Raw genomic sequence first — 19,252 nt, 5'->3', positions numbered from 1 at the left:
AAGGGATGATTTTAATGACAAGTGAATTGACTGGCAAATCAGGAGTTAAAGATGCTTTGCCGACAGCTTTCGGATATATTAGTATTGCGATTGCCTTTGGAATTTTAGGTCGGACTAGTGGTTTAGATCTACTAAGTGTAATGCTGCTGTCATTATTTACGTATACTGGGTCGGCACAATTTGTGATTATCAGCATGCTTGCAGCCCACAGTAGTATTTGGTCAATCATGCTTTCAACTTTGCTGATCAGTTCACGCATGTCATTGATGAGCTTGACAATCGCACCGTATTTTAGTCAAACAAGTCTCAGTCGCAATTTATGGCTGGGAAGTTTGCTGACAGATGAAACCTTTGCTTTAAGCATGAACAAGCTTAATTACACCGAGCATAAATTAAATTTTTCGTGGCTGAACGCCGCTAATTTGCTGGCTTATTTGGTTTGGGCCGTCGCAACTTTAACAGGTGCATTAGTTGGACAGTTGATCAAAAATCCCGAGCAACTAGGCTTAAGCTTTGCATTAGTTGCTATGTTTATTGGCTTAATGTATTTGCAATTGATCAGTGATCGCTTGTTGGGGATTACGCGGCAATTAATAATTATTTTGGTTGTGGGGATCAGTTTTTATTTTTGCTTGATTTATTTTTCTGCAAATATTGCTTTGCTGTTAGCTGTTTTTATTGGTAGTTCAATTGGGGTGGTGATCAAACATTGGCATTAGAGAAATATGTGCTATTCACAATTTTAGGCTGCAGTTTAGTGACATGGTTCTTGCGGGTAACGCCTTTTATAATTTTGCAGCATTTTCATTTGCCAAAATTAGTTTTGGACTTTTTGAGTTTTGTACCGATCGCGATTATGGCTGGTCTCTGGATTGAAAGTTTATTGAACCGACAACCGAATCAGTTGCCGACAATCAATTGGTTAAACCTTGGTGCTAGCATCCCAACCTTTTTGGCAGCTATCATTTCTAAAAACCTGTTAATTACCGTGATCGTTGGGGTTATTGGAGCCGGAGTTTTACAAATCGTATTTTAAAAGCAGGTAAATTGAATTTGCTAACAAAAAAACAGCTGCTAATGATCTTAAATAAAAAGATCATTAGCAGCTGTTGGGATAAACTTGATTACTTATGAGCCTTAGCTGCATTTTGCTGCCGAGTATGTTCAGCTAAATGGACCAAATGAGTCAAAAAGGCATGGGTGGTAGCCAAATAATTATATTTCTGCCCCAACTTTACTAAATAGCCATTGATATAATCGACTTCAGTTGGTCGGTTATGGGACATACCTTGATACATTGAAGGGTAATGCAAAGGATTGGCAACTTTCGAAACATAATTAACACTATCAAGCTCTGCCTGGCGGGTGTTGAGCATCTGAACACCAGCTCGTTCACAGACGTCATAGGCTTCATTGATCAGCTGACGGCTTAATTCATCAGCACCTGAATAGCTGGCAAATTCGCCCATCGTGATTTCAAATAAAGTACATAAAGTATTAACTACAGAGTTGAAGACCACTTTTGCCATTAAGGTCCCCATAAAGTTCGTAGTTAGGTTTGGATTAAATTGAGCTTTTTTAAGTTCAGCGACTACTTTATGGGTCATTTCATCGGGCTTTTCGGTATAATTTGCCAAATTCATCGTACCAGCACCGCGAGCACCGATGAAGTCAACGTCACCAGGTCCATTTAAAACAGTTGCAACTAAAGCAGTTCCTGCCAAGAGCTTAGCTGGTTTAAAGTACTTGAGCAATTTTTCCACGTGTCCCATGCCATTCATACAAGTTAGGGCATATTGCTGGTCATTGAAACAGTGGGCGGTACGTTTCAAGAAATCGGCTAGTTGCATTTGCTTGGTAAAGAAGATCCAAACATCAGGATTGCCTTGATATTCTTCAGGATAAAATAATTTAACTGGGACTAGATGGCGATTTTGATGATCGCGTGAAACAAATACGCCACCTTGTTGACGGACTTTTTCAACATTTGGTTTCCAGGTATCAACAAATTCAACTTCATTACCTGCATCTTGTAACAAAACACCGTAACGATAACCCATAGCACCGGCACCAACAACTGTAAACTTCATAATAAATTCCCCCTATGATTTTTTGAAAACAAAATCACGTAATAAAAATAAAACAGCGTCCTTAAACAAATTTCCTGTTTAAAGGACGCTGCTGCGTGGTACCACCTTTTTTTATCCACCAAATAACTGTGAACCTTATTCGGACCTTTTGATCCGTCAGCATGTTAATGGATGCCACCACTGTAATTTACTGATAAGTAAAAACTTACTTTGATCACAGCGCTCAAAGATGATTGACTAAGCAAGGCTTAAATATCTGCTTTCACCTGACCAGACTCGCTAACTTTAGTTCCAGCTTATCGTTTCTTTTCATTGCGTTTTTCGTTCTCATTTAAATTTAACAACATTTTAAGTTCATTTTTGTCAATAGTCAAGACTTTTTTGATATTTATTTAAGAAAATTAAGTGGAGAATCCTTTCAACCGATTAAAAATAATTATTTCTCTCAAAAAGGCTTGACATCTTAATGAGATTTATATTAGAATGCAAACAACAATTGTTAGACTAACTAGTGGAGATAAGTATTATTACAGTGATCAAATAGAGAGTATCTGATTAGCTGCGAGGATATGTTGACTGTACTAAAAAAGACTCTGCTAGTTTCTGATCGGCTTTTTGAGGCTGAGTGGTTACCGCCCATTATTACGGTATAAGTTGCTGTTTTAACAGTTAAAAAGGTGGTACCGTGCCGAAAAAGCGCCCTTTATTCCAAGCTGGGAATAAAGGGCGCTTTTAGTTAACAATTGAATTTTATTAATTTAGGAGTGATTTTAATGAAATACGGAGTTATTGGTGCTGGAGCAATGGGCTATCGTTATGGTGTTATGCTGCAGGATGCAGGCTTTGCGGTTGATTTTATCGACACTTGGGAACCAAATGTTGAAAAAGTTCATGAACAAGGTGGTGTGTCGGTTGCTCGTGATCATCAAAATCGGCAGATCATTCCAATCAATATTTATTATCCCGAAGAATACCAAGGACATCCCGATGTTTGGATTATTTTTAAAAAACAAATGCAGTTAGCCGAAGAATTAAAGCGTGATGCGGCAGCTGGAATTTTTTCAGCTGATCAATATGTTTTTTCAGCTATGAATGGCATGGGACATTTTGAAAAAATTGCTAAGTACTTTGCAGCTGATCATATTTTATGTGGGACGGCCATGATTGCAACTCGGCTTGACGGACCAGCAAACGTTGATTTTATGGGAGCAAAGGGAACCGAAGAAATGCATGTCTCACAATATGCTGGCGGTGAGCCAACTGAAATTAGTAAGCAAATTATGGCTGATTTCAAGCAATCAGCTTTGAATCCGATTTATGCATCTGATTATCTGGGAATGTGTATGTCAAAAGTCGTCTTTAATGCAGTTGTTAATACTTTATGCACGATGTTTGAAGTTCAAATGGGACAATTTATTGAATATGAAGGTGTTCCAGCGATGGCAACTCAACTTTTAAATGAAGCCTATGATGCCTGTGAACGGGCGGGAATCAAGCTTTTACAGACTCGCAAAGAAATGATTGATTCGGTTACAACAATCAGCCATGCTTATAAATATCATTATCCATCTATGTATCAGGATTTTTCTAAAAATCGCCCGACAGAAGTTGATTACATTAATGGTTACATTGCTAAAATCGGTCGTGAACATGATTATACTTGCCGGACGCATGAGTTTGTTGTGCATGAAGTTCATTTAGCTGAAAAAATGCGTCAGTTTCATCAGCGTTAATAAATTAGAATAATTGGTAAAAAAAGCATAATTAAGGTACAATGGCGCTGAAAGAAGTATTTAATTATGGAGGTGTTAGAAGTGAAAATTGGATTTGTTGGGGCTGGGCATGTAGCTCAAGTATTAGCTGGTTTGTTTATTAAAGCTGGTCATTCGGTGGTCTTGACTAATAAGCATGGTTTGGCTAAACTTCAGCCAGTGATTGAAAAGTTAGGTCCACAAGCCCAAGCTGGCAGTTTAACGCAAATTGCTCAGCAGGATTTAGTTATTTTGGCTGTTCCGTTCAAAGCAGTTTTTGATTTAGACTCCAAGTTATTTGCTGATAGTGCGTTGGTTGATGCAACCAATTATTTTCCACAACGTGATGGTGATTACGAAAGTGTTCAAACACATCAATTGGCCAGTAGCCAATTGGTAGCAAAACATTTTCCGGGAGCCAGAGTGGTTAAGGCATTTAATACTTTGCCGGTTGCCAATTTGAATGATTTGTCACAAAAGGGTCTAGCTGGCAATTCGACGGCTTTGCCACTAGCTGGGGATGCCGGGGTCAAGCTGCAAGTTGCTGGTCTTATGCGGCAGTTAGGCTTCACTCCGTATGATGTTGGTGATTTGGCGGCTAGTCAGAAATTCCAAGCAGATACGCCGTTATTTTTATTTGCTAGCAATGAGGCAGGTTTAAAAAAGAAGTTTGCCAGTCTGGCTTAAAAATAAAAAAGAGATTGCAATCGAAAAATTGCAATCTCTTTTTTTGTGGAAAAGATTATTTAATATTCAATCGTCCCAAAAAATTCCAACAGTTTTTGTTTGGTCAAAGCTTGTTTTTCTTGACCCCGAACATCAAAAACTACTTTACCATCATCTAAAACTAATAGTCGATTGCCATAGCGCAAGGCATCATCTAAATGATGGGTAATCATCAAACAAGTCAGCTTTTCTTCATTGATTCGCTGATTGGTTTGTTCCATTAATTGAGCACTGGTTTTCGGATCAAGGGCGGCTGTATGCTCATCTAGTAATAAGATTTCTGGATGTTTAATTGTCGCCATTAAAAAACTTAAAGCCTGCCGCTGACCGCCAGAAAGATTCTCAGTAGCAGTTTGCAAACGTTCATCAAGTCCGTTATCCATTAAAGTCGTTAATTTTTTAAACTCAGTCAGATGGGCTTTAAGTTGACGAAGCTTTAGACCACGTACTTGACCGCGCTTCGTCGCTAACAGCAAGTTTTCTGCCACTGTCATCCGCGGAGCAGTTCCCATTTTAGGATCTTGAAAGACTCGTCCGATAAATTCTGCTCGCTTTTCAACGGAAAGATGGGTGATATCCTTACCGCGTAATAAAAGTTGGCCACTATCAACTGGTAAGGTTCCAGCAATTGTATTGAAGAAAGTCGACTTGCCAGCACCATTGGGACCTAACACAGTAATAAAGTCGCCTTGATAGACATCAAGGGTAAGCTGTTTAAGAATTTCTTTTTCATTCGGAGTATGGCGATTAACGACAGTTGTTACTTTTTTTAATTGTAATAAAGGTGTTTGAGTCATTTCCATTATTTAGCAGCTCCTTTCTTGATTACTCGATCGAATTTGAGTGATTGACTCAAATTTGGCAGCATTAAGCAGATTGCCAAAATCAAAGCTGACAACAAGTTGAGGTCATTAGTACTAAAGCCAAGCTGCAAGACAATCAGTAAAACGAAACGATACAAGATGCTGCCTAAAGTGACGGCGACAAGGCGTTGATTAAGCGTTAACTCACCAAATACAACTTCGCCAATGATGATGGAAGCTAAAGCAATAACGATCGTTCCAATCCCCATATTGACATCGGCATAGCCATTACTTTGAGCGATCAAGGCACCGCCGAGGCCGATCATTCCATTTGAAAGTGCTAGCCCCATGATGATCATTTTATCAGTACTGATCCCCATTGAACGGGCCATAAATGGATTATCACCAGTGACAATGAAGGCCTGGCCTAAATCAGTTTGCAGAAAAATAATCAAGAGAATCGTTGCGATTGCAATCACGATGAAGCCTAAAAAGACACTGTCAAAATATTTGGGTAATGACTCAAGAAAATGACTGCTGAAAACTGTTTTTTTACCTAAAAGCGAGACATTTGAGCCACCCATGATCCGCAAATTGACTGATAGGCAAGCAGTCATAACCAGAATTCCGGCTAATAAAATTGGAATTTTCCCTTTGGTATACAAAAGACCGGTAATCATACCAGCAATTGCTCCGACTAAAAAGCCCAGTAAAGTTGCTAACCATGGTGACAAGCCATTACTTAACGCTGTAACAGAAGCAGCCGCACCTAAAGGAAAGGTTCCTTCGACTGTCATATCAGCAAAATTTAGGATTCTAAAAGTCAAAAACAATGCAACTCCAAGAATTGCCCATAGCAGTCCTTGCCCGATACTTGAAACAACCATACTCATTTAAAAACCTCCCCCTTTGTTTCAGCCGCCTTGACTATTTTAGCTGGTAACTGAATTCCTAGAACCTTTGCTTCTTTAGTATTGATAACATATTTTCCCTTGGTAATATAAGCAACTGGGAAATTAGCAGTTTTTCGACCGCGTAAAACTTGAGCCGCCATTTCACCAGCAATTTTACCTAAATCATATTGGCTGATAGCATAAGATGCTAGACCACCGTCCTTGACCATTGTATCAGCTGATGGGAAGACCGGCACCTTTTCTTGGTTGGCAACGTTGACTAAGGTTTTCATAGCCGAGGCAACACCATTGTCTTGTGGGGCATAAACTGCATCAACATTGGAAACCATTTGTTCAGCGACTTGCTGCATATCATTCGTGCTGGCGATGGTATACAGTTTATAATTAATTCCTTCTTGTCGACAAATTTTAGCAAACTTTTTGGCATTGTAAGAGCCACCATGATCTGAAGAAGTATAGATGATCCCGATCGTTTTAAGTTGAGGCATAACTTCTTTGATTAATTTGAGCTGTTTTTTCAACGGCGATTCACCAGAGGTGCCGGTGATATTGCCACCAGGATGTTTGTCTGATTTAACTAAGCCGCCGCCTTTTGGATCCGTGATCCCGGCTAAAATCACTGGTGTTTTTTTGTCAGCGGCATTTGCTAAAGCTTGTGCGGCTGGAGTAGCAATTCCAGCCATTAAATCAACTTTTTCGTTGACAAATTTGGTACTCATCGTTTTCAAGTTGCTTTGATCACCCTGAGCATTTTGAAAATCAATTTTGATATTTTTACCAGGAACATAACCATATTCTTTTAAACCAGCAACGAATCCATGATGGATCTGGTTCAATGCAGGATGAGTCATCAATTGTAAGATTCCAATTGTTGGAACTTTTTTTTGGCTGGTTTTAGCAGTTTGTTTCTGCGTTGCAAAAAAGGCAAAACCTAAAAATAAAACTAAAGCGGTAATTAGTGCATACATTCTTTTCATAAATAATCTTCCCCCTGAAATTAGTAATTGAAGATGAATGCAAAATAAAAAGGGCAAACCAACAAACTTGTTGATTTGTCCTTGGACAAGCCTGTCGTTTTAACCCATGCAGGCTTGATTAAGATCATGTTAAAACTTCAGCCAGCACGGATACAAACTGTTTGCCAGATTGCATCCGCCCAATACGAATCACAATCTGCTTTACTGGCTTTGCCAAGCAAGATTCAATTCGTTCAAACTAAAGTTTTTCATAATCTCTCGTCCCTTCGTAGTAATTACTTTTGAGTATAGAAAAAAACTTGATATCTGTCAATAGTTTCAAAAAATTATTCGGCACTTGCTAAAACTTGTCGATGATGCTGAATGCTCATTTCAACATCATTTATGATATCTTGTAAAGTTATTTTCCGCATTTTTGCTTCGGCCGCACTCTGGATGTCCAAGTAATATTTATTAAGAACAACCGGTACAGCATTACCGACAGCACATTTTTTAGAAGTATTATGATCAACCTTTAATAATGGTGCTTCTGGACAAGTTGCCAGATAAACATCAAGGACGGTTATTTCTTGTGGATCTTTAGCCAGTTTAGGAGCTGCCGCACCTTGAGTGGTTTCTAATAGTCCGGCTTTGCGCAGTTGGCTCATCATCCGCCGGGCTAAGCTGGGGTTGGTATTCAAACTGCTGGCGATCAAATCGCTCGTCAGTTTGTCATGATCATGCATTTTAATATAAACCAAAATATGCAACAAGTCACTTACTCGATTGTTAGCCATGCTATTTTCCTCCCTTCTGTTGTTACTTTTAATGTTATAATAACACAAAAAGGATTTTGCACAAAGTAGTTAGCTGGCTAATTTAAAAAAATTATTTGCGTAATTGTCTCAACTTTTCAAAATCATTCGTGATAATTCCGGCAACATGATGTGCTAAGAGGGTCTTGGCAGTTTTAGGATCATCAATTGTCCAAATTCGCTGACACTTGAGGCCTGCTTGAAACTGGTGCAAGTGCAAGCCGGCTAAGTGTTCATGCTCAACAAAAGCTTCTGGTTCAGCAACTCGTTGTTTGGTCAGCCAACAGTATTGTTGATGGGGATCTAACTTTTGACAATTTTTTAAAGTTGCTAAATTAAATGATGAAAAAATCACTGGTTTAACCAAGGAAAATTGTTTAACTTGGGCTAAGACAATTTTTTCAATATTAGGGTAATGAATCTGGTCGGTTTTTAATTCCAAGTTTAATTGAACTTCGTGTTGACCGACTAGTTGCAAAAATTCTTTTAAGGTTGGGATCGGCTCTTGGTTTTTGAGTTTAAATTGACGTAACTGGCTTAAAGAATAGCTGCAGATTTCTCCAGAGCCATTTGTAGTCCGATCAATTGTTTCATCATGCATGATCACCGGAATTTGATCTTTTGTTAAATGCACGTCGAATTCAATTCCATCAATTTGGTGTGCAAGTGCATAACGAAAGCCGGCTAATGAATTCTCAGCAAATTTGGCGGGAAAACCGCGATGACCGAAAATTAGTGTTTTTAATGACATAATTTCTCTTCCTCACAAAATTTATTTACCGTTTTAAATTATAGAGGTAGTTAGTAAAAAAACAATATTGTTTAAGTAAAGATTGGATAAATTTCTACTGAAAGTTAATTTGAATGGTAGTTGCTTATCAAGGAACACCAACTTATAATTAATAAGTGACAATTGATAGCGTTTTAATTAGGGGGCAAGCAACAATGAATATTTTTTTGCAGCCGTATACATTTAAAAATGGGCTAAGAATTGATAATCGGCTGGTAATGGCTCCAATAACCACTAAGTCAAGCTTCTTCGATGGCAGTGTTACTCAAGATGAATTAGAATTTTACCGGCAACGTTCGGGAGTAGGAATGATTATCACCGAAACGGCTAATGTTAATGAACGTGGCAAAGGTTTTGAGGGCGGCTTATCAGCAGCTGATGACCAGTTGTTGCCTAGCCTGAAAAAGTTGGCAGGTACCATTAAAATTAATGGCAGTCGAGCAATTTTACAATTATTCAGTGCTGGTCGGATGACAAATTCTTGGATTTTACATGGAAAGAAGCCGCAAAGTGCTAGTGCAATCCCAGCTTTACGCCCGCAAGCCGAAGTTCCGGAAGCCATGTCTGAAATGGAGATCATTCAAACAGTTGATGATTTTGTTCAAGCAACGCGGCGAGCAATTTTAGGCGGTTTTGATGGAGTCGAACTTCAAGGGGCTAATACTTATCTCTTACAACAATTCTTTTCACCTCACAGTAATCGGCGCAATGATCAGTGGGGTGGTAATTTGCAAAAGCGAATGAAATTACCATTAACAGTAATCAATGAGGTCCATCAGGCAATCCGGCGCTATGCACGACGGCCTTTTATTTTGGGCTATCGTTTTTCACCGGAAGAATTAGAAATACCTGGGATCCGGCTAGCTGACACCTTAGATTTGATCGATCAATTAGCAAACAGTCCAGTGGATTATTTGCATACTTCATTAGGCAAGGCTTGGCGTCCGGCTGTTAATCAAACAGCTGATCAAGAACCAATCAATTTGCAGATTTTAAAACGACTCCAACAAAAAAAACCGCTGATCGTTACTGGTGGTTTATGTACCCCGCAAGAAGTGGCAGCAGCCCTTGAAAAGGGGGCCACTTTTGCTGCGATGGGACGCGAATTATTACGTGAACCTCAGTGGCTGAAAAAAGTTCAAGCTAAAGCTGAAAACTCGATTCGTTATCAATTAGATCCAAATGAAATGGATGAACTTGGTTTACCGCATGGTTTGCAAGTCTTTTTGCAAAATGATTTTGCCGATATGATCAATTTTAAAAAATAGTTTCAGCGGAGCCTTTGACGATTAGGGTCTAAATAATTGCAGATAAGAACCAGGATAAACAAGATCAAAACAACCCCGAAAACAACATGCAAAGCTATCAGTAAAGAACTAATGATGGTTGTTATTTCATGCATTGTTAAGCCAGAGTGGCTGCCACTGATGACTTGATTGGTTTTCTTTTGTAAAGTCAATGGCAAGCCGAAGTTTAAGATGGTATTGAAGACTGCCCCGTAAATGCCAGTCATAATCGTTTGACCAAGTGAACGGCCTAGCGTAATCAAAGCACTAGCAGAAGCAACCAAATCTTTGGTGACCAACTGTTGGCTAAGCATAATATTCATCGTAATTACGATCCCCATCCCGCCACCACTGATTGCAGCGATCAGATAAAAGATCCAATCAATAGGTTGATTTCCAACAAATAATAGGCTGAGGTAACTAAGTGCTTGTAGCAAGATGACGGTCAAGGCAATTTTTCGTGGTGAGAATTTATTTAGCAATGGACCAACCGCCAGTGAGGTTGCTAACCACATTACCGAGCTGGAAGTAACGACTAACCCAGCTTTTGTAGCATTCGCTTGATAAATTGATTGCAACCAAATTGGGAAATAAACCTGATAGCCGATCAAAACACCGCTAAGAATCGTTGCAGTCATAATTTGAACATTAAATGTTTGGTTATTAAAAATTTGTAAGGGCAGCAAAGGATAAGTGGCTTTTTTTTCTTGCCTCAGAAAGCACCAGCTGCCTAATCCAGCTAGAGTTATTATTACAATCCCGAATATCGGTTGATTTTGAAGCAGCTGGATACCAAGCAGTAAACAGGTCAAACTAGCAGCTAGCCAGCAGCAGCCAGCTAAATCAAAATTAAGAGCCGCTAGTCGTTGATAGCGGTCTTGATAGAAAATAGTGATTACCAACCAAACGAAAACACCTAAAGGAACATTGACAAAGAACACCCAGTGCCAAGAAAGCTTTTCAACTAAAAATCCGCCGAGCAGTGGACCAATCAAAGCTGAAAATCCCCAAGCAGTATTAGTAAAGGCTAAGATTCGAGCCCGTTCTTTGAAAGAGTATAGATCAGCGATGATCGTAAAAGTCAGTGGGATAACCGCACCCGCACCACAGCCTTGCAAACCGCGAGCGATGATCAGCCAAAAAATGTTAGGAGCTAAGCCACTTAATAATGAACCAATTGTAAAAAGGACTACCCCAAGCTTGAACAGTAATTTTCGGCCATAAGTGTCGGCTAATTTACCATAGATCAAAGTTGAAATAGCGGTCGTTAGCAAATATGAGCTCATGATCCAGCTTTGATATTTTAAGCCATGTAACGCAGCAATGATTTCTGGTAACGCAGTGGTCACGATCGTAACTTCAACCGAAGTCATGAAGGTGGCTACAAAAATTGCCAGCATGGTCCATAGATGATTATTTTTTGATTGCATAAAAATGTCCCTCAATTTAAATTTGCAGCCACCTAAATAATACGGTTTACTGATAGACATTGCAAGTGGTGAAATTTGAAACTAATTGTTCAAAAATATTTTTAATTTAAACACTAAGCATAAAAATTGATTAATATTTTATGCTATGATACTCTAAATTCAAGGAGTTATTGAGTTATGAATGCTTTTATTACTCTTTACTTAAATTAAGAAGGGGGATGCTAATTTATGGCAAAGAATTTAGAAAATGCTAAAGATCAAGTTGCCGGTAAAGCCAAAGAAGCTGAAGGCAAAGTGACAAATGATAAAGCTCGTGAGTTACAGGGCAAAGGGCAAAACTTGCTCGGTAAAGCTAAAGATAAGCTTGAAGAAGCTAAAGAAGAGGTTAAAAACAAGTTTAATAAATAAAATAATTAGACTGGAAAGAGAGGGAGTTTTATGCATTGGTTATGGGTTTTGATTGTTGGTGCGGTTATTGGAGCGATTGCGGGGGCAATCACCAGTAAAGGAAAATCGATGGGCTGGATCAGTAACATTGTTGCTGGCTTGATCGGTTCTTCATTAGGAGAAGCTATTTTGGGTTCCTGGGGACCTCAGTTAGCCGGAATGGCCATTATTCCATCAATTATTGGGGCAGTTATCCTAGTTTGGCTGGTATCTTGGTTACTAACAAGAGTTAAATCGTAAAGAATAAACATGAAAATTGATTTACGGGTATGATATTGCTTAAGGAAAAAAGGACAAATGATTATTTTAATAATCATTTGTCCTTTTTAGAACATAATAGTAATTGGTTCTCAAGTTAACGAATTACTAAAACTGAAACAGGTGCATATTTAGCCATATAAGCAGCCTGACTGCCAAACCGACGCGCTAATCCTGTTTTCGAATAAGATCCAATAATCAGTAAATCAGGTTGAACATGTGGGATAACATCTTTAACGATTGCTTCACCAGCATTTCCTTCAGCAACGACCGAACGGACTTTTTTGACACCGGCATCTTGAGCTAATTTCTGATATTTCAAGATATGTTTTTCCAGATCTTCCCGTTCGCCATGAATGTAGTCTCTGCTCAAGGCTTGATAAACGCTCATTTCGTTACTTTCAAGGACGGAAACAATGATCAATTCAGCATTAGTCGTCCGCGCTCGTTTCATCGCGTAACGAAATGCTAATAAGGCATCTTCTGAGTCGTCAACACCAACTAAGATTTTTTTGAAATCATCTTCCATAAATTCTCACCACTTTCACTAAGGTATTGATTATTCAGCTGTAGCTTTCTCTGCTTGACGAGCTTCATAACGTTTGTTTCCTTTATGCAATTCATAAATCGTCCAAACTAACAAAACAACGACTGCGACGATCAAAACGTAAGCAATTCCATCAGCAGTGGCTAACTCACCTTTAGTAGCGTTAGCGCCAAAGAAAGCTTCGATCTGATCTGGTAAGCCCTTCATATTTAAGAATGTTAAACCAACAACTGAAATCCAGCCTAAAATTCTGACCCAGGGAGAGTTTTTAAAACGATTACCCATTTCATTTTTACTATTGGTCATCATCAAAAGTGGCACCATTGAAAACGGTAAAGCAAAGGCCAAGAAAACCTGAGAGTTATTCATTAAAGTATTTAATGCCTCATGCTGTTGAATCGGCGTATCTTTCGTGGTCATTGAAACACAAATTAAAACGGGGATAACAGAAATTAAACGAGTTACTAAGCGCCGTGCCCAAAGAGGCATTCTCATGTGGACGAAACCTTCCATGATAACCTGACCAGTTAAAGTACCAGTAATAGTTGAATTCTGGCCGGATGCTAGTAAAGCAACCGCAAATAGAACGGATAAGACACCAGATTTAGCAACAGCAATCAAAACACCATTACTCAAAGTGGAAGTATCTGATAAGGCTTGGAATAAACCGAAGAATGAAGGATCTTTAACAGCACCTGTTTTGAAAACAGCAACTCCCATGATTAACAGCAACGAGTTAACAAGGAAAGCACAAGTTAATTGGATGTTGGAATCCCAAGCCGAAAAACGAACGGCTTGAGCGACATCTTCTTCATCGTTATGATCAATTTTACGAGTTTGAGAAATAGCTGAATGCAGGTATAAGTTATGCGGCATAACAGTTGCTCCAATAATTCCCAAAGCACCTTGCAAAGGATTTTCGCCACTAGCTTCAGGAGAACTGGAAAAGGTTTTGGCAGTTGGAATCAAGCCTTTGATTACATCGCCCCAAACGGGACTTGAGAGAGCAACTTCATAAGCAAAGACAAATAAAATGACGCAAATCAAGCAAACAACAATCGCTTCAATTTTTCTAAAGCCAACTTTAGTCAGTAACAATAAGAGCAAAACATCGAAAATAGTAATGAAAACTGCAATAACTAAAGGAATATGGAACAACAAGTATAAAGCAATTGCTGCCCCAATAACTTCAGCAATATCAGTTGCCATGATTGCTAATTCAGTTAAAATCCATAAAACGACACCTAAAGCTTTCCCGGTTCGAGCACGAATTGCCTGAGCAAGATCCATCTGGCTCACAATTCCAAGTTTGGCTGCCATGTATTGCAACAACATCGCGATCAAACTTGACATTAAGATAACGGACATCATCAAGTATTCAAAGTATTGTCCACCAGTGATCGAAGTTGACCAATTACCAGGGTCCATGTAGCCAACAGCAACTAGAGCACCAGGTCCGGAATAAGCAAATAAAGTTCGCCAAAATCCTTTCCCATGTGGAACATCGACGGTACCATTAATTTCTTCTAATGATGGTCCATTCGCATATTCAATTAATTTATGTCGTTGACTTGTAGTTTTTTTCCTGCTCAAAATAAATAGCCACCTTTCACATTTTTATGGTATTTTCATTGTACATCATATTTAACATAATTAAAACTATTTTTAGGCACACCTTACAAAAAAATATTGCAAGCCGTTAGAGAGGAAGTGGTATTAATGAAAAAAAAGAATTTAATTTTCTATAATCGCTGTTCAGGAGATGGAAAGGCAGAAAAAATTGCTAACTGGGTAATTCAGGAATTGAAAAGTCGTGGTCAAATAACTGAAAAAATCTTGGCTAACAATGTTTTAGCTGCCAAACAAGAACTTAAGGAACGGATCAATAATTTTGATCGGCTGATCTGCATTGGTGGCGATGGGACTTTGAATTTGGTCTTAACAGTTCTTTTAAAAAATCAATATCAACCAGCTATTGGCTTGATTCCCGCCGGAACTGTCAATAATTTCGCCCGCAAATGGAAGATCCCTTTGGAACCTAAACTAGCTTTGGCAATCATTTTAGATGGCAATCAGCAAGCAATTGATGTTGGCGAATGTAACGGTCAAGCAATTGTCAGTTCATTGATTTTCGGTAGTTTAGCTGAAGTATCAAATCAAGTTCGGCAAAAGGACAAACAACGTTACGGTTTGAAGATTTATATTTGGCAAGCATTGAAAAAATTGCCACAGCAAAAGTCCATCTCAACCGAGTTTTTTAATGATGAGTTTTCACTCCAAGCCAAAGTTTGGTTTTGTTTGCTATCAACTTCAAATTACATCGGCGGTCGTAAATATTTAAAAAAGGATGATGATGGGCTGCATTTGACGATGTTGAATAATTTAAAACTCAATAAGCTGTTTAATTACGGCTATTTTGCATTAACAGGCAATTTGCGGCGGTCAACGACACTAACCTCATTTGATATTAAAAAGATAATTATTCGCAGTTTTGCAAATAAAAGGATTTCAACTCGAATTGATGGTGATCCGGGACCGTTTTTACCATTGAGGATTGTCTGGCATCCCAGCTTTATTAATTGTTATGTGCCATCTGCGATGTAGGCAGATTGAATGCTTTTAAGTGCTAAACTCTCTATAATGAAACTACCAAAATAAAGGAGGCTTTCAATCGTGAAAACGATCAAAGTTGGTCAAAGTAAGGTACTCACAACACAATTAGGGTTAGGAACCAATAAAGTTGGCGGGCATAATCTCTTCTCAGATCTGCAAGACTCAGATGGCTACGCAGTGGTAAAAACAGCATTAGATAATGGAGTTCAGCTGCTTGATACAGCTTTTATGTATGGCTTAGGGCGGTCAGAGGAAATTATTGGTGATGTTTTGCAAGATTACAAGCGGGAACAAGTGGTCATTGCAACTAAAGCTGCGCAGGATCAAGATAGAGATTTAAAACCAAATAATCAGCCAGCCTTTTTGAAAAAAGCAGTTGATGATGCTCTAAAACGTTTGAAAACGGACTATATCGATATTTTCTATATTCATTTTCCTGATGAAAAGACACCGAAAGCTGAGGCAGTCGCGGCATTAACTGAGTTAAAAAAGGCTGGTAAAATCAAAGCAGTCGGTGTCTCGAATTTTAGCTTAGCGCAAATTAAAGCAGCTAACCAAGATGGTGGTGTAGATATTGTAGAAGATCATTACAGTCTAGTTCATCGTCAAGCTGAAAAAGAATTATTGCCATATCTGGCTGACAATAAAATTACCTTTGTTCCTTATTTCCCATTGGCTTCGGGACTGTTGACTGGAAAGTATAGTGAGTCTGATAGTGGAAAATTCACCCAGTTTAACAATCAGCAATTCCAACAAATTATTAACAATCTTAAATTTGTTCGTCAAATTGCTGAAAAGCATCAAGCAACAGTTGCTCAAGTAATTTTGGCTTGGTATTTGAAAAATCCAGCAATTGGGATTGTGATTCCAGGGGCGAGAAAGCCAAACCAAGTTTTGAGTAACGTTAAAGCAGCAGCAATTGAGTTATCAACTGAAGAGTTCAATCAGATCGATGAGCTTTTTCAAAATTTCTAAAAACTAAGGCTGATTTGAAACACTTGTCGACAAATAAAGGATTGAGAAAATTAATTTTTCTCAATCCTTTATTAATTTAGGACTTTTGAATGTGACGTTGGACTAATTTGACAGTTTCGACGATCAATAGCATTAAAGTTCCGCCTAATAAAACAACGGCCCATTGTTGCCAACTTAAAGCTGTAACTTTAAAGGTCGCGTTAAAAGCCGGGATCAAAATCGTTGAAAAAAGCAAACAAGCGGATACGATGATCGACCAATTGAAAATACGATTGTTAAAAGTTCGGCGGGTAAAGATAGTTTGATGGATTGATTTTGAATTGAAAGCATGAAATAGTTGGATCAAGCCTAAAGTTGCAAAAGCCATAGTCAGCGCATCAGCGTGAATCAACTCATTAGAATGATGGAATGGAAACTGGATGGCAAGCCAATAAACTCCCAAAGTCAAGCTGCCTTCTAGAATTCCTTGATAAATAACACTTGAAAAGACTCCATTACTGAAGAAGTTTGATTTAGCACCTCGGGGTTGATTCTTCATGACATTTGCTTCAGCTTTTTCGACTCCCAAAGCAATCGCCGGGAAAGTGTCGGTTACTAAGTTGATCCATAAAATTTGTGCTGGTGCCAAAATGTCCCAAGCAAGTAATGTCATAAAAAATAATGTTAAAACTTCACCTAAATTGGCTGAGAGCAGATATTGAATGGCTTTTTGAATATTGGCAAAAACTCGCCGTCCTTCACGAACTGCGATAATGATCGTAGCAAAATTATCATCGGCTAAAACAATGTCGCTGGCATTCTTCGAGACTTCGGTTCCTGTAATCCCCATCCCAACACCAATATCAGCCGTCTTTAATGCTGGAGCATCGTTAACGCCATCTCCAGTCATAGCTACTATTTTTCCACGTTGTTGCCAAGCTTTAACAATGCGGACTTTGTGTTCAGGTGCTACTCGTGCGTAAACAGAAATTTCCGCAACTCGTTGCTTTAATTCAGTCGCACTCATTTTTTCAAGCTGATTGCCGGTCACAATATTTTTGGGGGTGGGTTTGTCAATGATTTTCAACCGCTGGGCAATTGCTGCAGCAGTGATTTTGTGATCTCCAGTAATCATTAAAGTTCTGATTCCGGCAGCCCTGGCTTGGACAATTGCTTGTTTAACTTCAGGCCTTTCGGGGTCAATCATACCGACTAAGCCAACAAAGATTAATTGATTCTCAAGTACCGGATTCAGTTGAGCATTGGGGGAAAGGCTTTTCACGGGACGATAAGCAAAAGCTAAAACACGTAAAGCTTGAGCCGCTAGTTGTTGATTAGCTTGCTTAATTTGTTTGCGGTCATTTTCAGTAATCAACCGCACAGTTCCGTGATCAAAGATCCGATTGGTTCGCTCGAGCAACTCATCAACGGCTCCCTTAGTATACATAATTGTTTTTTCATTGTTTGCTTTCACAATGGCCGACATTAATTTTCTTTCGGAGTCAAAAGGCAATGAAGCAATTCGAGGAAAACTTTTTTGTAAAGCGGCGACTGAAAATTGTTGGTCAAGATTGAATTGAATTAGGGCTGTTTCGGTTGGATCACCTGTTAGGCCTTGTTCAGTAATTTGAGTATCATTGGCTAGAATCATTGACTGAATCAAATGATCAGTAGCAACTGGTTGATAATTTTTAGCAGCAATTAATTTATTAGGAAGATAAAGCCTTTCAACTGACATTTTATTTTGTGTCAGCGTTCCAGTCTTGTCAGAAGCAATTATTTCAGTAGCTCCTAAAGTTTCGACAGCTGGTAAGCGCCGGACTAAGGCCTTTTTGCGTGCCATAACCTGCGTGCCCAAAGCTAACGTAATTGTGACAATTGCCGGTAAACCTTCTGGAATAGCGGCAACTGCCAAAGAAATCGCAGTTAGCAACATCGCTAAAAATGAGGTTTGGTTGACAATCGTACCGACTAAAAAGACGATCACTGCAATTGCTAAAATCAAAACGCTCAGTAATTTACTTAAGTGAGTAACGCTTTGCTGCAACGGGGTAATCGTTTGTTTAGTTTCATTTAATAGTTTGGCAATTTTTCCAACTTCGGTTTGCATCCCGATGGCTGTTACGATCCCAATACCAGTTCCATAGGTTACATTGGTATTCATAAAAGCCATATTTTCACGGTCACCTAATGGCAACTCGGTTTCAGGTAAAGGGGCCGTAGTTTTTTCAGTTGGCAAGGATTCACCAGTTAAAGCTGCTTCTTCGATCTTCAAAGAACTGCTCTGCAGTAAACGCAGATCAGCTGGAATGATATCGCCAGCTTCAAGGATCACTAAGTCACCAGGAACTAATTCAGAACTTTTAATTACTTTGATTTGACCAGAGCGTTTAACGCGTGAGGTTGCCGTTGTCATTTCTTTTAAAGACTTGATAGCATTTTCAGCTTTAGTTTCTTGAAAAACACCAAAAGCTGCATTTAAGATTACTACCAAGAAAATGATCGTTGCATCAGAAAAATCGCCAGCAACTCCAGCAATAATAGCTGCAATAATCAAGATTATGATCATTAAGTCTTTAAACTGAGCAAAAAATTTTCCCATCCAGGAACGATTTTTTTGCTCAGTTAAGGAATTGGTTCCATATTTTTTTTGGCGTTGTTCAACTTGGTCAACAGTTAGGCCTTGCTCAGAAGAATGGAGCATTTTTAAAACTTTTTGGGATTCCTGCTGATAATAATCTGATTTCATGGTAATAATCTATCCTTTTTTAGTATTTATTTGAATTTAACATAGATATTTAATAAAGAAAAGATTTATACATTACTAACAAATTAAATATTCTCTTGAAAATGACTTTTGGTATTGGTACAG

Annotated in this window: 19 protein-coding genes; 9 read left to right on the top strand and 10 right to left on the bottom strand. The window is 38.7% G+C overall.

The features are described 5' to 3' along the window. Positions 1 to 14: 14 nt before the first annotated feature. Positions 15 to 719, top strand: a complete 705-nt coding sequence (locus KH893_RS07830) for an AzlC family ABC transporter permease (protein ID WP_281165594.1) — start codon at positions 15 to 17, stop codon at positions 717 to 719. Then, positions 710 to 1,036, top strand: a complete 327-nt coding sequence (locus KH893_RS07825; protein ID WP_281165593.1) for an AzlD domain-containing protein — start codon at positions 710 to 712, stop codon at positions 1,034 to 1,036. Before KH893_RS07830 ends, KH893_RS07825 begins: the two co-directional genes overlap by 10 nt. 88 nt (positions 1,037 to 1,124) lie before the next feature. On the opposite strand, the gene KH893_RS07820 is transcribed toward KH893_RS07825, so the two are convergent. Beyond that, positions 1,125 to 2,090, bottom strand: coding sequence for a ketopantoate reductase family protein (locus KH893_RS07820; RefSeq protein WP_281165592.1), 966 nt, complete (start codon positions 2,088 to 2,090; stop codon positions 1,125 to 1,127). A gap of 773 nt (positions 2,091 to 2,863) precedes the next feature. Between KH893_RS07820 and KH893_RS07815 the strand changes: the two genes are divergently transcribed. Together KH893_RS07815 and KH893_RS07810 are read left to right on the top strand one after the other, a co-directional pair. After that, the gene (locus KH893_RS07815) at positions 2,864 to 3,823 is read left to right on the top strand and encodes a ketopantoate reductase family protein (protein ID WP_281165591.1); all 960 of its coding nucleotides are present in this window, start codon (positions 2,864 to 2,866) and stop codon (positions 3,821 to 3,823) included. An 81-nt stretch (positions 3,824 to 3,904) separates the two neighbouring features. After that, a complete protein-coding gene (locus KH893_RS07810; protein ID WP_281165590.1) occupies positions 3,905 to 4,528 on the top strand; it encodes an NADPH-dependent F420 reductase in 624 nt (207 codons plus the stop codon). Between the two features lie 59 nt (positions 4,529 to 4,587). Here the strand turns inward: KH893_RS07810 and KH893_RS07805 are convergent, their stop codons facing one another. From KH893_RS07805 to KH893_RS07785, 5 genes are all read right to left on the bottom strand, one after another. After that, on the bottom strand, positions 4,588 to 5,370 hold the full coding sequence (locus KH893_RS07805) for an ABC transporter ATP-binding protein (protein WP_281165589.1): 783 nt from the start codon (positions 5,368 to 5,370) through the stop codon (positions 4,588 to 4,590). After that, the gene (locus KH893_RS07800; RefSeq protein ID WP_281165588.1) at positions 5,370 to 6,263 is read right to left on the bottom strand and encodes an ABC transporter permease; all 894 of its coding nucleotides are present in this window, start codon (positions 6,261 to 6,263) and stop codon (positions 5,370 to 5,372) included. Before KH893_RS07800 ends, KH893_RS07805 begins: the two co-directional genes overlap by 1 nt. Continuing rightward, on the bottom strand, positions 6,260 to 7,261 hold the full coding sequence (gene trpX / locus KH893_RS07795; RefSeq protein WP_281165587.1) for a tryptophan ABC transporter substrate-binding protein: 1,002 nt from the start codon (positions 7,259 to 7,261) through the stop codon (positions 6,260 to 6,262). Before trpX ends, KH893_RS07800 begins: the two co-directional genes overlap by 4 nt. A 326-nt stretch (positions 7,262 to 7,587) precedes the next feature. Beyond that, a complete protein-coding gene (locus KH893_RS07790; protein ID WP_281165586.1) occupies positions 7,588 to 8,037 on the bottom strand; it encodes an Rrf2 family transcriptional regulator in 450 nt (149 codons plus the stop codon). Positions 8,038 to 8,128: 91 nt separating this feature from the next. Continuing rightward, positions 8,129 to 8,806 carry a glycerophosphodiester phosphodiesterase gene (locus KH893_RS07785; protein ID WP_281165585.1) on the bottom strand — a complete coding sequence of 226 codons (678 nt, stop codon included), beginning with the start codon at positions 8,804 to 8,806 and terminating at the stop codon, positions 8,129 to 8,131. Positions 8,807 to 9,000: 194 nt separating this feature from the next. Here KH893_RS07785 and KH893_RS07780 point away from each other — a divergent pair, with 194 nt between their 5' ends. Next, complete coding sequence (locus KH893_RS07780) at positions 9,001 to 10,113, top strand: NADH-dependent flavin oxidoreductase (protein ID WP_281165584.1); 1,113 nt, start codon at positions 9,001 to 9,003, stop codon at positions 10,111 to 10,113. 2 nt (positions 10,114 to 10,115) lie between these two features. Here the strand turns inward: KH893_RS07780 and KH893_RS07775 are convergent, their stop codons facing one another. Continuing rightward, on the bottom strand, positions 10,116 to 11,561 hold the full coding sequence (locus tag KH893_RS07775; RefSeq protein WP_281165583.1) for an MFS transporter: 1,446 nt from the start codon (positions 11,559 to 11,561) through the stop codon (positions 10,116 to 10,118). Between the two features lie 228 nt (positions 11,562 to 11,789). Between KH893_RS07775 and KH893_RS07770 the strand changes: the two genes are divergently transcribed. Together KH893_RS07770 and KH893_RS07765 are read left to right on the top strand one after the other, a co-directional pair. Further along, positions 11,790 to 11,969 (top strand): CsbD family protein, encoded by a 180-nt coding sequence (locus KH893_RS07770; protein ID WP_281165582.1) that lies wholly within the window; start codon positions 11,790 to 11,792, stop codon positions 11,967 to 11,969. A gap of 30 nt (positions 11,970 to 11,999) precedes the next feature. Beyond that, complete coding sequence (locus KH893_RS07765) at positions 12,000 to 12,248, top strand: GlsB/YeaQ/YmgE family stress response membrane protein (RefSeq protein ID WP_281165581.1); 249 nt, start codon at positions 12,000 to 12,002, stop codon at positions 12,246 to 12,248. Positions 12,249 to 12,363: 115 nt separating this feature from the next. On the opposite strand, the gene KH893_RS07760 is transcribed toward KH893_RS07765, so the two are convergent. Together KH893_RS07760 and KH893_RS07755 are read right to left on the bottom strand one after the other, a co-directional pair. Further along, the gene (locus KH893_RS07760) at positions 12,364 to 12,795 is read right to left on the bottom strand and encodes a universal stress protein (protein WP_281165580.1); all 432 of its coding nucleotides are present in this window, start codon (positions 12,793 to 12,795) and stop codon (positions 12,364 to 12,366) included. Between the two features lie 30 nt (positions 12,796 to 12,825). Beyond that, entirely contained in the window at positions 12,826 to 14,406 is a 1,581-nt protein-coding gene (locus KH893_RS07755; RefSeq protein WP_281165579.1) for an Nramp family divalent metal transporter, read from the bottom strand. Positions 14,407 to 14,532: 126 nt separating this feature from the next. Between KH893_RS07755 and KH893_RS07750 the strand changes: the two genes are divergently transcribed. Beyond that, the gene (locus tag KH893_RS07750; protein ID WP_281165578.1) at positions 14,533 to 15,417 is read left to right on the top strand and encodes a diacylglycerol/lipid kinase family protein; all 885 of its coding nucleotides are present in this window, start codon (positions 14,533 to 14,535) and stop codon (positions 15,415 to 15,417) included. A 66-nt stretch (positions 15,418 to 15,483) separates the two neighbouring features. After that, the gene (locus tag KH893_RS07745) at positions 15,484 to 16,401 is read left to right on the top strand and encodes an aldo/keto reductase (protein WP_281165602.1); all 918 of its coding nucleotides are present in this window, start codon (positions 15,484 to 15,486) and stop codon (positions 16,399 to 16,401) included. A 76-nt stretch (positions 16,402 to 16,477) separates the two neighbouring features. On the opposite strand, the gene KH893_RS07740 is transcribed toward KH893_RS07745, so the two are convergent. Further along, positions 16,478 to 19,129, bottom strand: coding sequence for a cation-translocating P-type ATPase (locus KH893_RS07740; protein ID WP_281165577.1), 2,652 nt, complete (start codon positions 19,127 to 19,129; stop codon positions 16,478 to 16,480). Between the last annotated feature and the right edge of the window lie 123 nt (positions 19,130 to 19,252).

Origin of the sequence: Liquorilactobacillus sicerae (genome assembly GCF_029916425.1) — a bacterium.
Lineage (GTDB): Bacteria > Bacillota > Bacilli > Lactobacillales > Lactobacillaceae > Liquorilactobacillus > Liquorilactobacillus sicerae.
This window is presented reverse-complemented; position numbering and strand designations above follow the sequence as displayed.

Bases quoted from the DNA above. Each gene is read 5' to 3' on its own strand.
- KH893_RS07740 (WP_281165577.1), bottom strand. From the start codon at position 19,129: ATGAAATCAGATTATTATCAGCAGGAATCCCAAAAAGTTTTAAAAATG.
- KH893_RS07815 (WP_281165591.1), top strand. From the start codon at position 2,864: ATGAAATACGGAGTTATTGGTGCTGGAGCAATGGGCTATCGTTATGGT.
- KH893_RS07830 (WP_281165594.1), top strand. From the start codon at position 15: ATGACAAGTGAATTGACTGGCAAATCAGGAGTTAAAGATGCTTTGCCG.
- KH893_RS07800 (WP_281165588.1), bottom strand. From the start codon at position 6,263: ATGAGTATGGTTGTTTCAAGTATCGGGCAAGGACTGCTATGGGCAATT.
- KH893_RS07760 (WP_281165580.1), bottom strand. From the start codon at position 12,795: ATGGAAGATGATTTCAAAAAAATCTTAGTTGGTGTTGACGACTCAGAA.
- KH893_RS07750 (WP_281165578.1), top strand. From the start codon at position 14,533: ATGAAAAAAAAGAATTTAATTTTCTATAATCGCTGTTCAGGAGATGGA.
- KH893_RS07770 (WP_281165582.1), top strand. From the start codon at position 11,790: ATGGCAAAGAATTTAGAAAATGCTAAAGATCAAGTTGCCGGTAAAGCC.
- KH893_RS07775 (WP_281165583.1), bottom strand. From the start codon at position 11,561: ATGCAATCAAAAAATAATCATCTATGGACCATGCTGGCAATTTTTGTA.
- KH893_RS07780 (WP_281165584.1), top strand. From the start codon at position 9,001: ATGAATATTTTTTTGCAGCCGTATACATTTAAAAATGGGCTAAGAATT.
- KH893_RS07805 (WP_281165589.1), bottom strand. From the start codon at position 5,370: ATGGAAATGACTCAAACACCTTTATTACAATTAAAAAAAGTAACAACT.
- trpX (WP_281165587.1), bottom strand. From the start codon at position 7,261: ATGAAAAGAATGTATGCACTAATTACCGCTTTAGTTTTATTTTTAGGT.
- KH893_RS07785 (WP_281165585.1), bottom strand. From the start codon at position 8,806: ATGTCATTAAAAACACTAATTTTCGGTCATCGCGGTTTTCCCGCCAAA.
- KH893_RS07820 (WP_281165592.1), bottom strand. From the start codon at position 2,090: ATGAAGTTTACAGTTGTTGGTGCCGGTGCTATGGGTTATCGTTACGGT.
- KH893_RS07790 (WP_281165586.1), bottom strand. From the start codon at position 8,037: ATGGCTAACAATCGAGTAAGTGACTTGTTGCATATTTTGGTTTATATT.
- KH893_RS07765 (WP_281165581.1), top strand. From the start codon at position 12,000: ATGCATTGGTTATGGGTTTTGATTGTTGGTGCGGTTATTGGAGCGATT.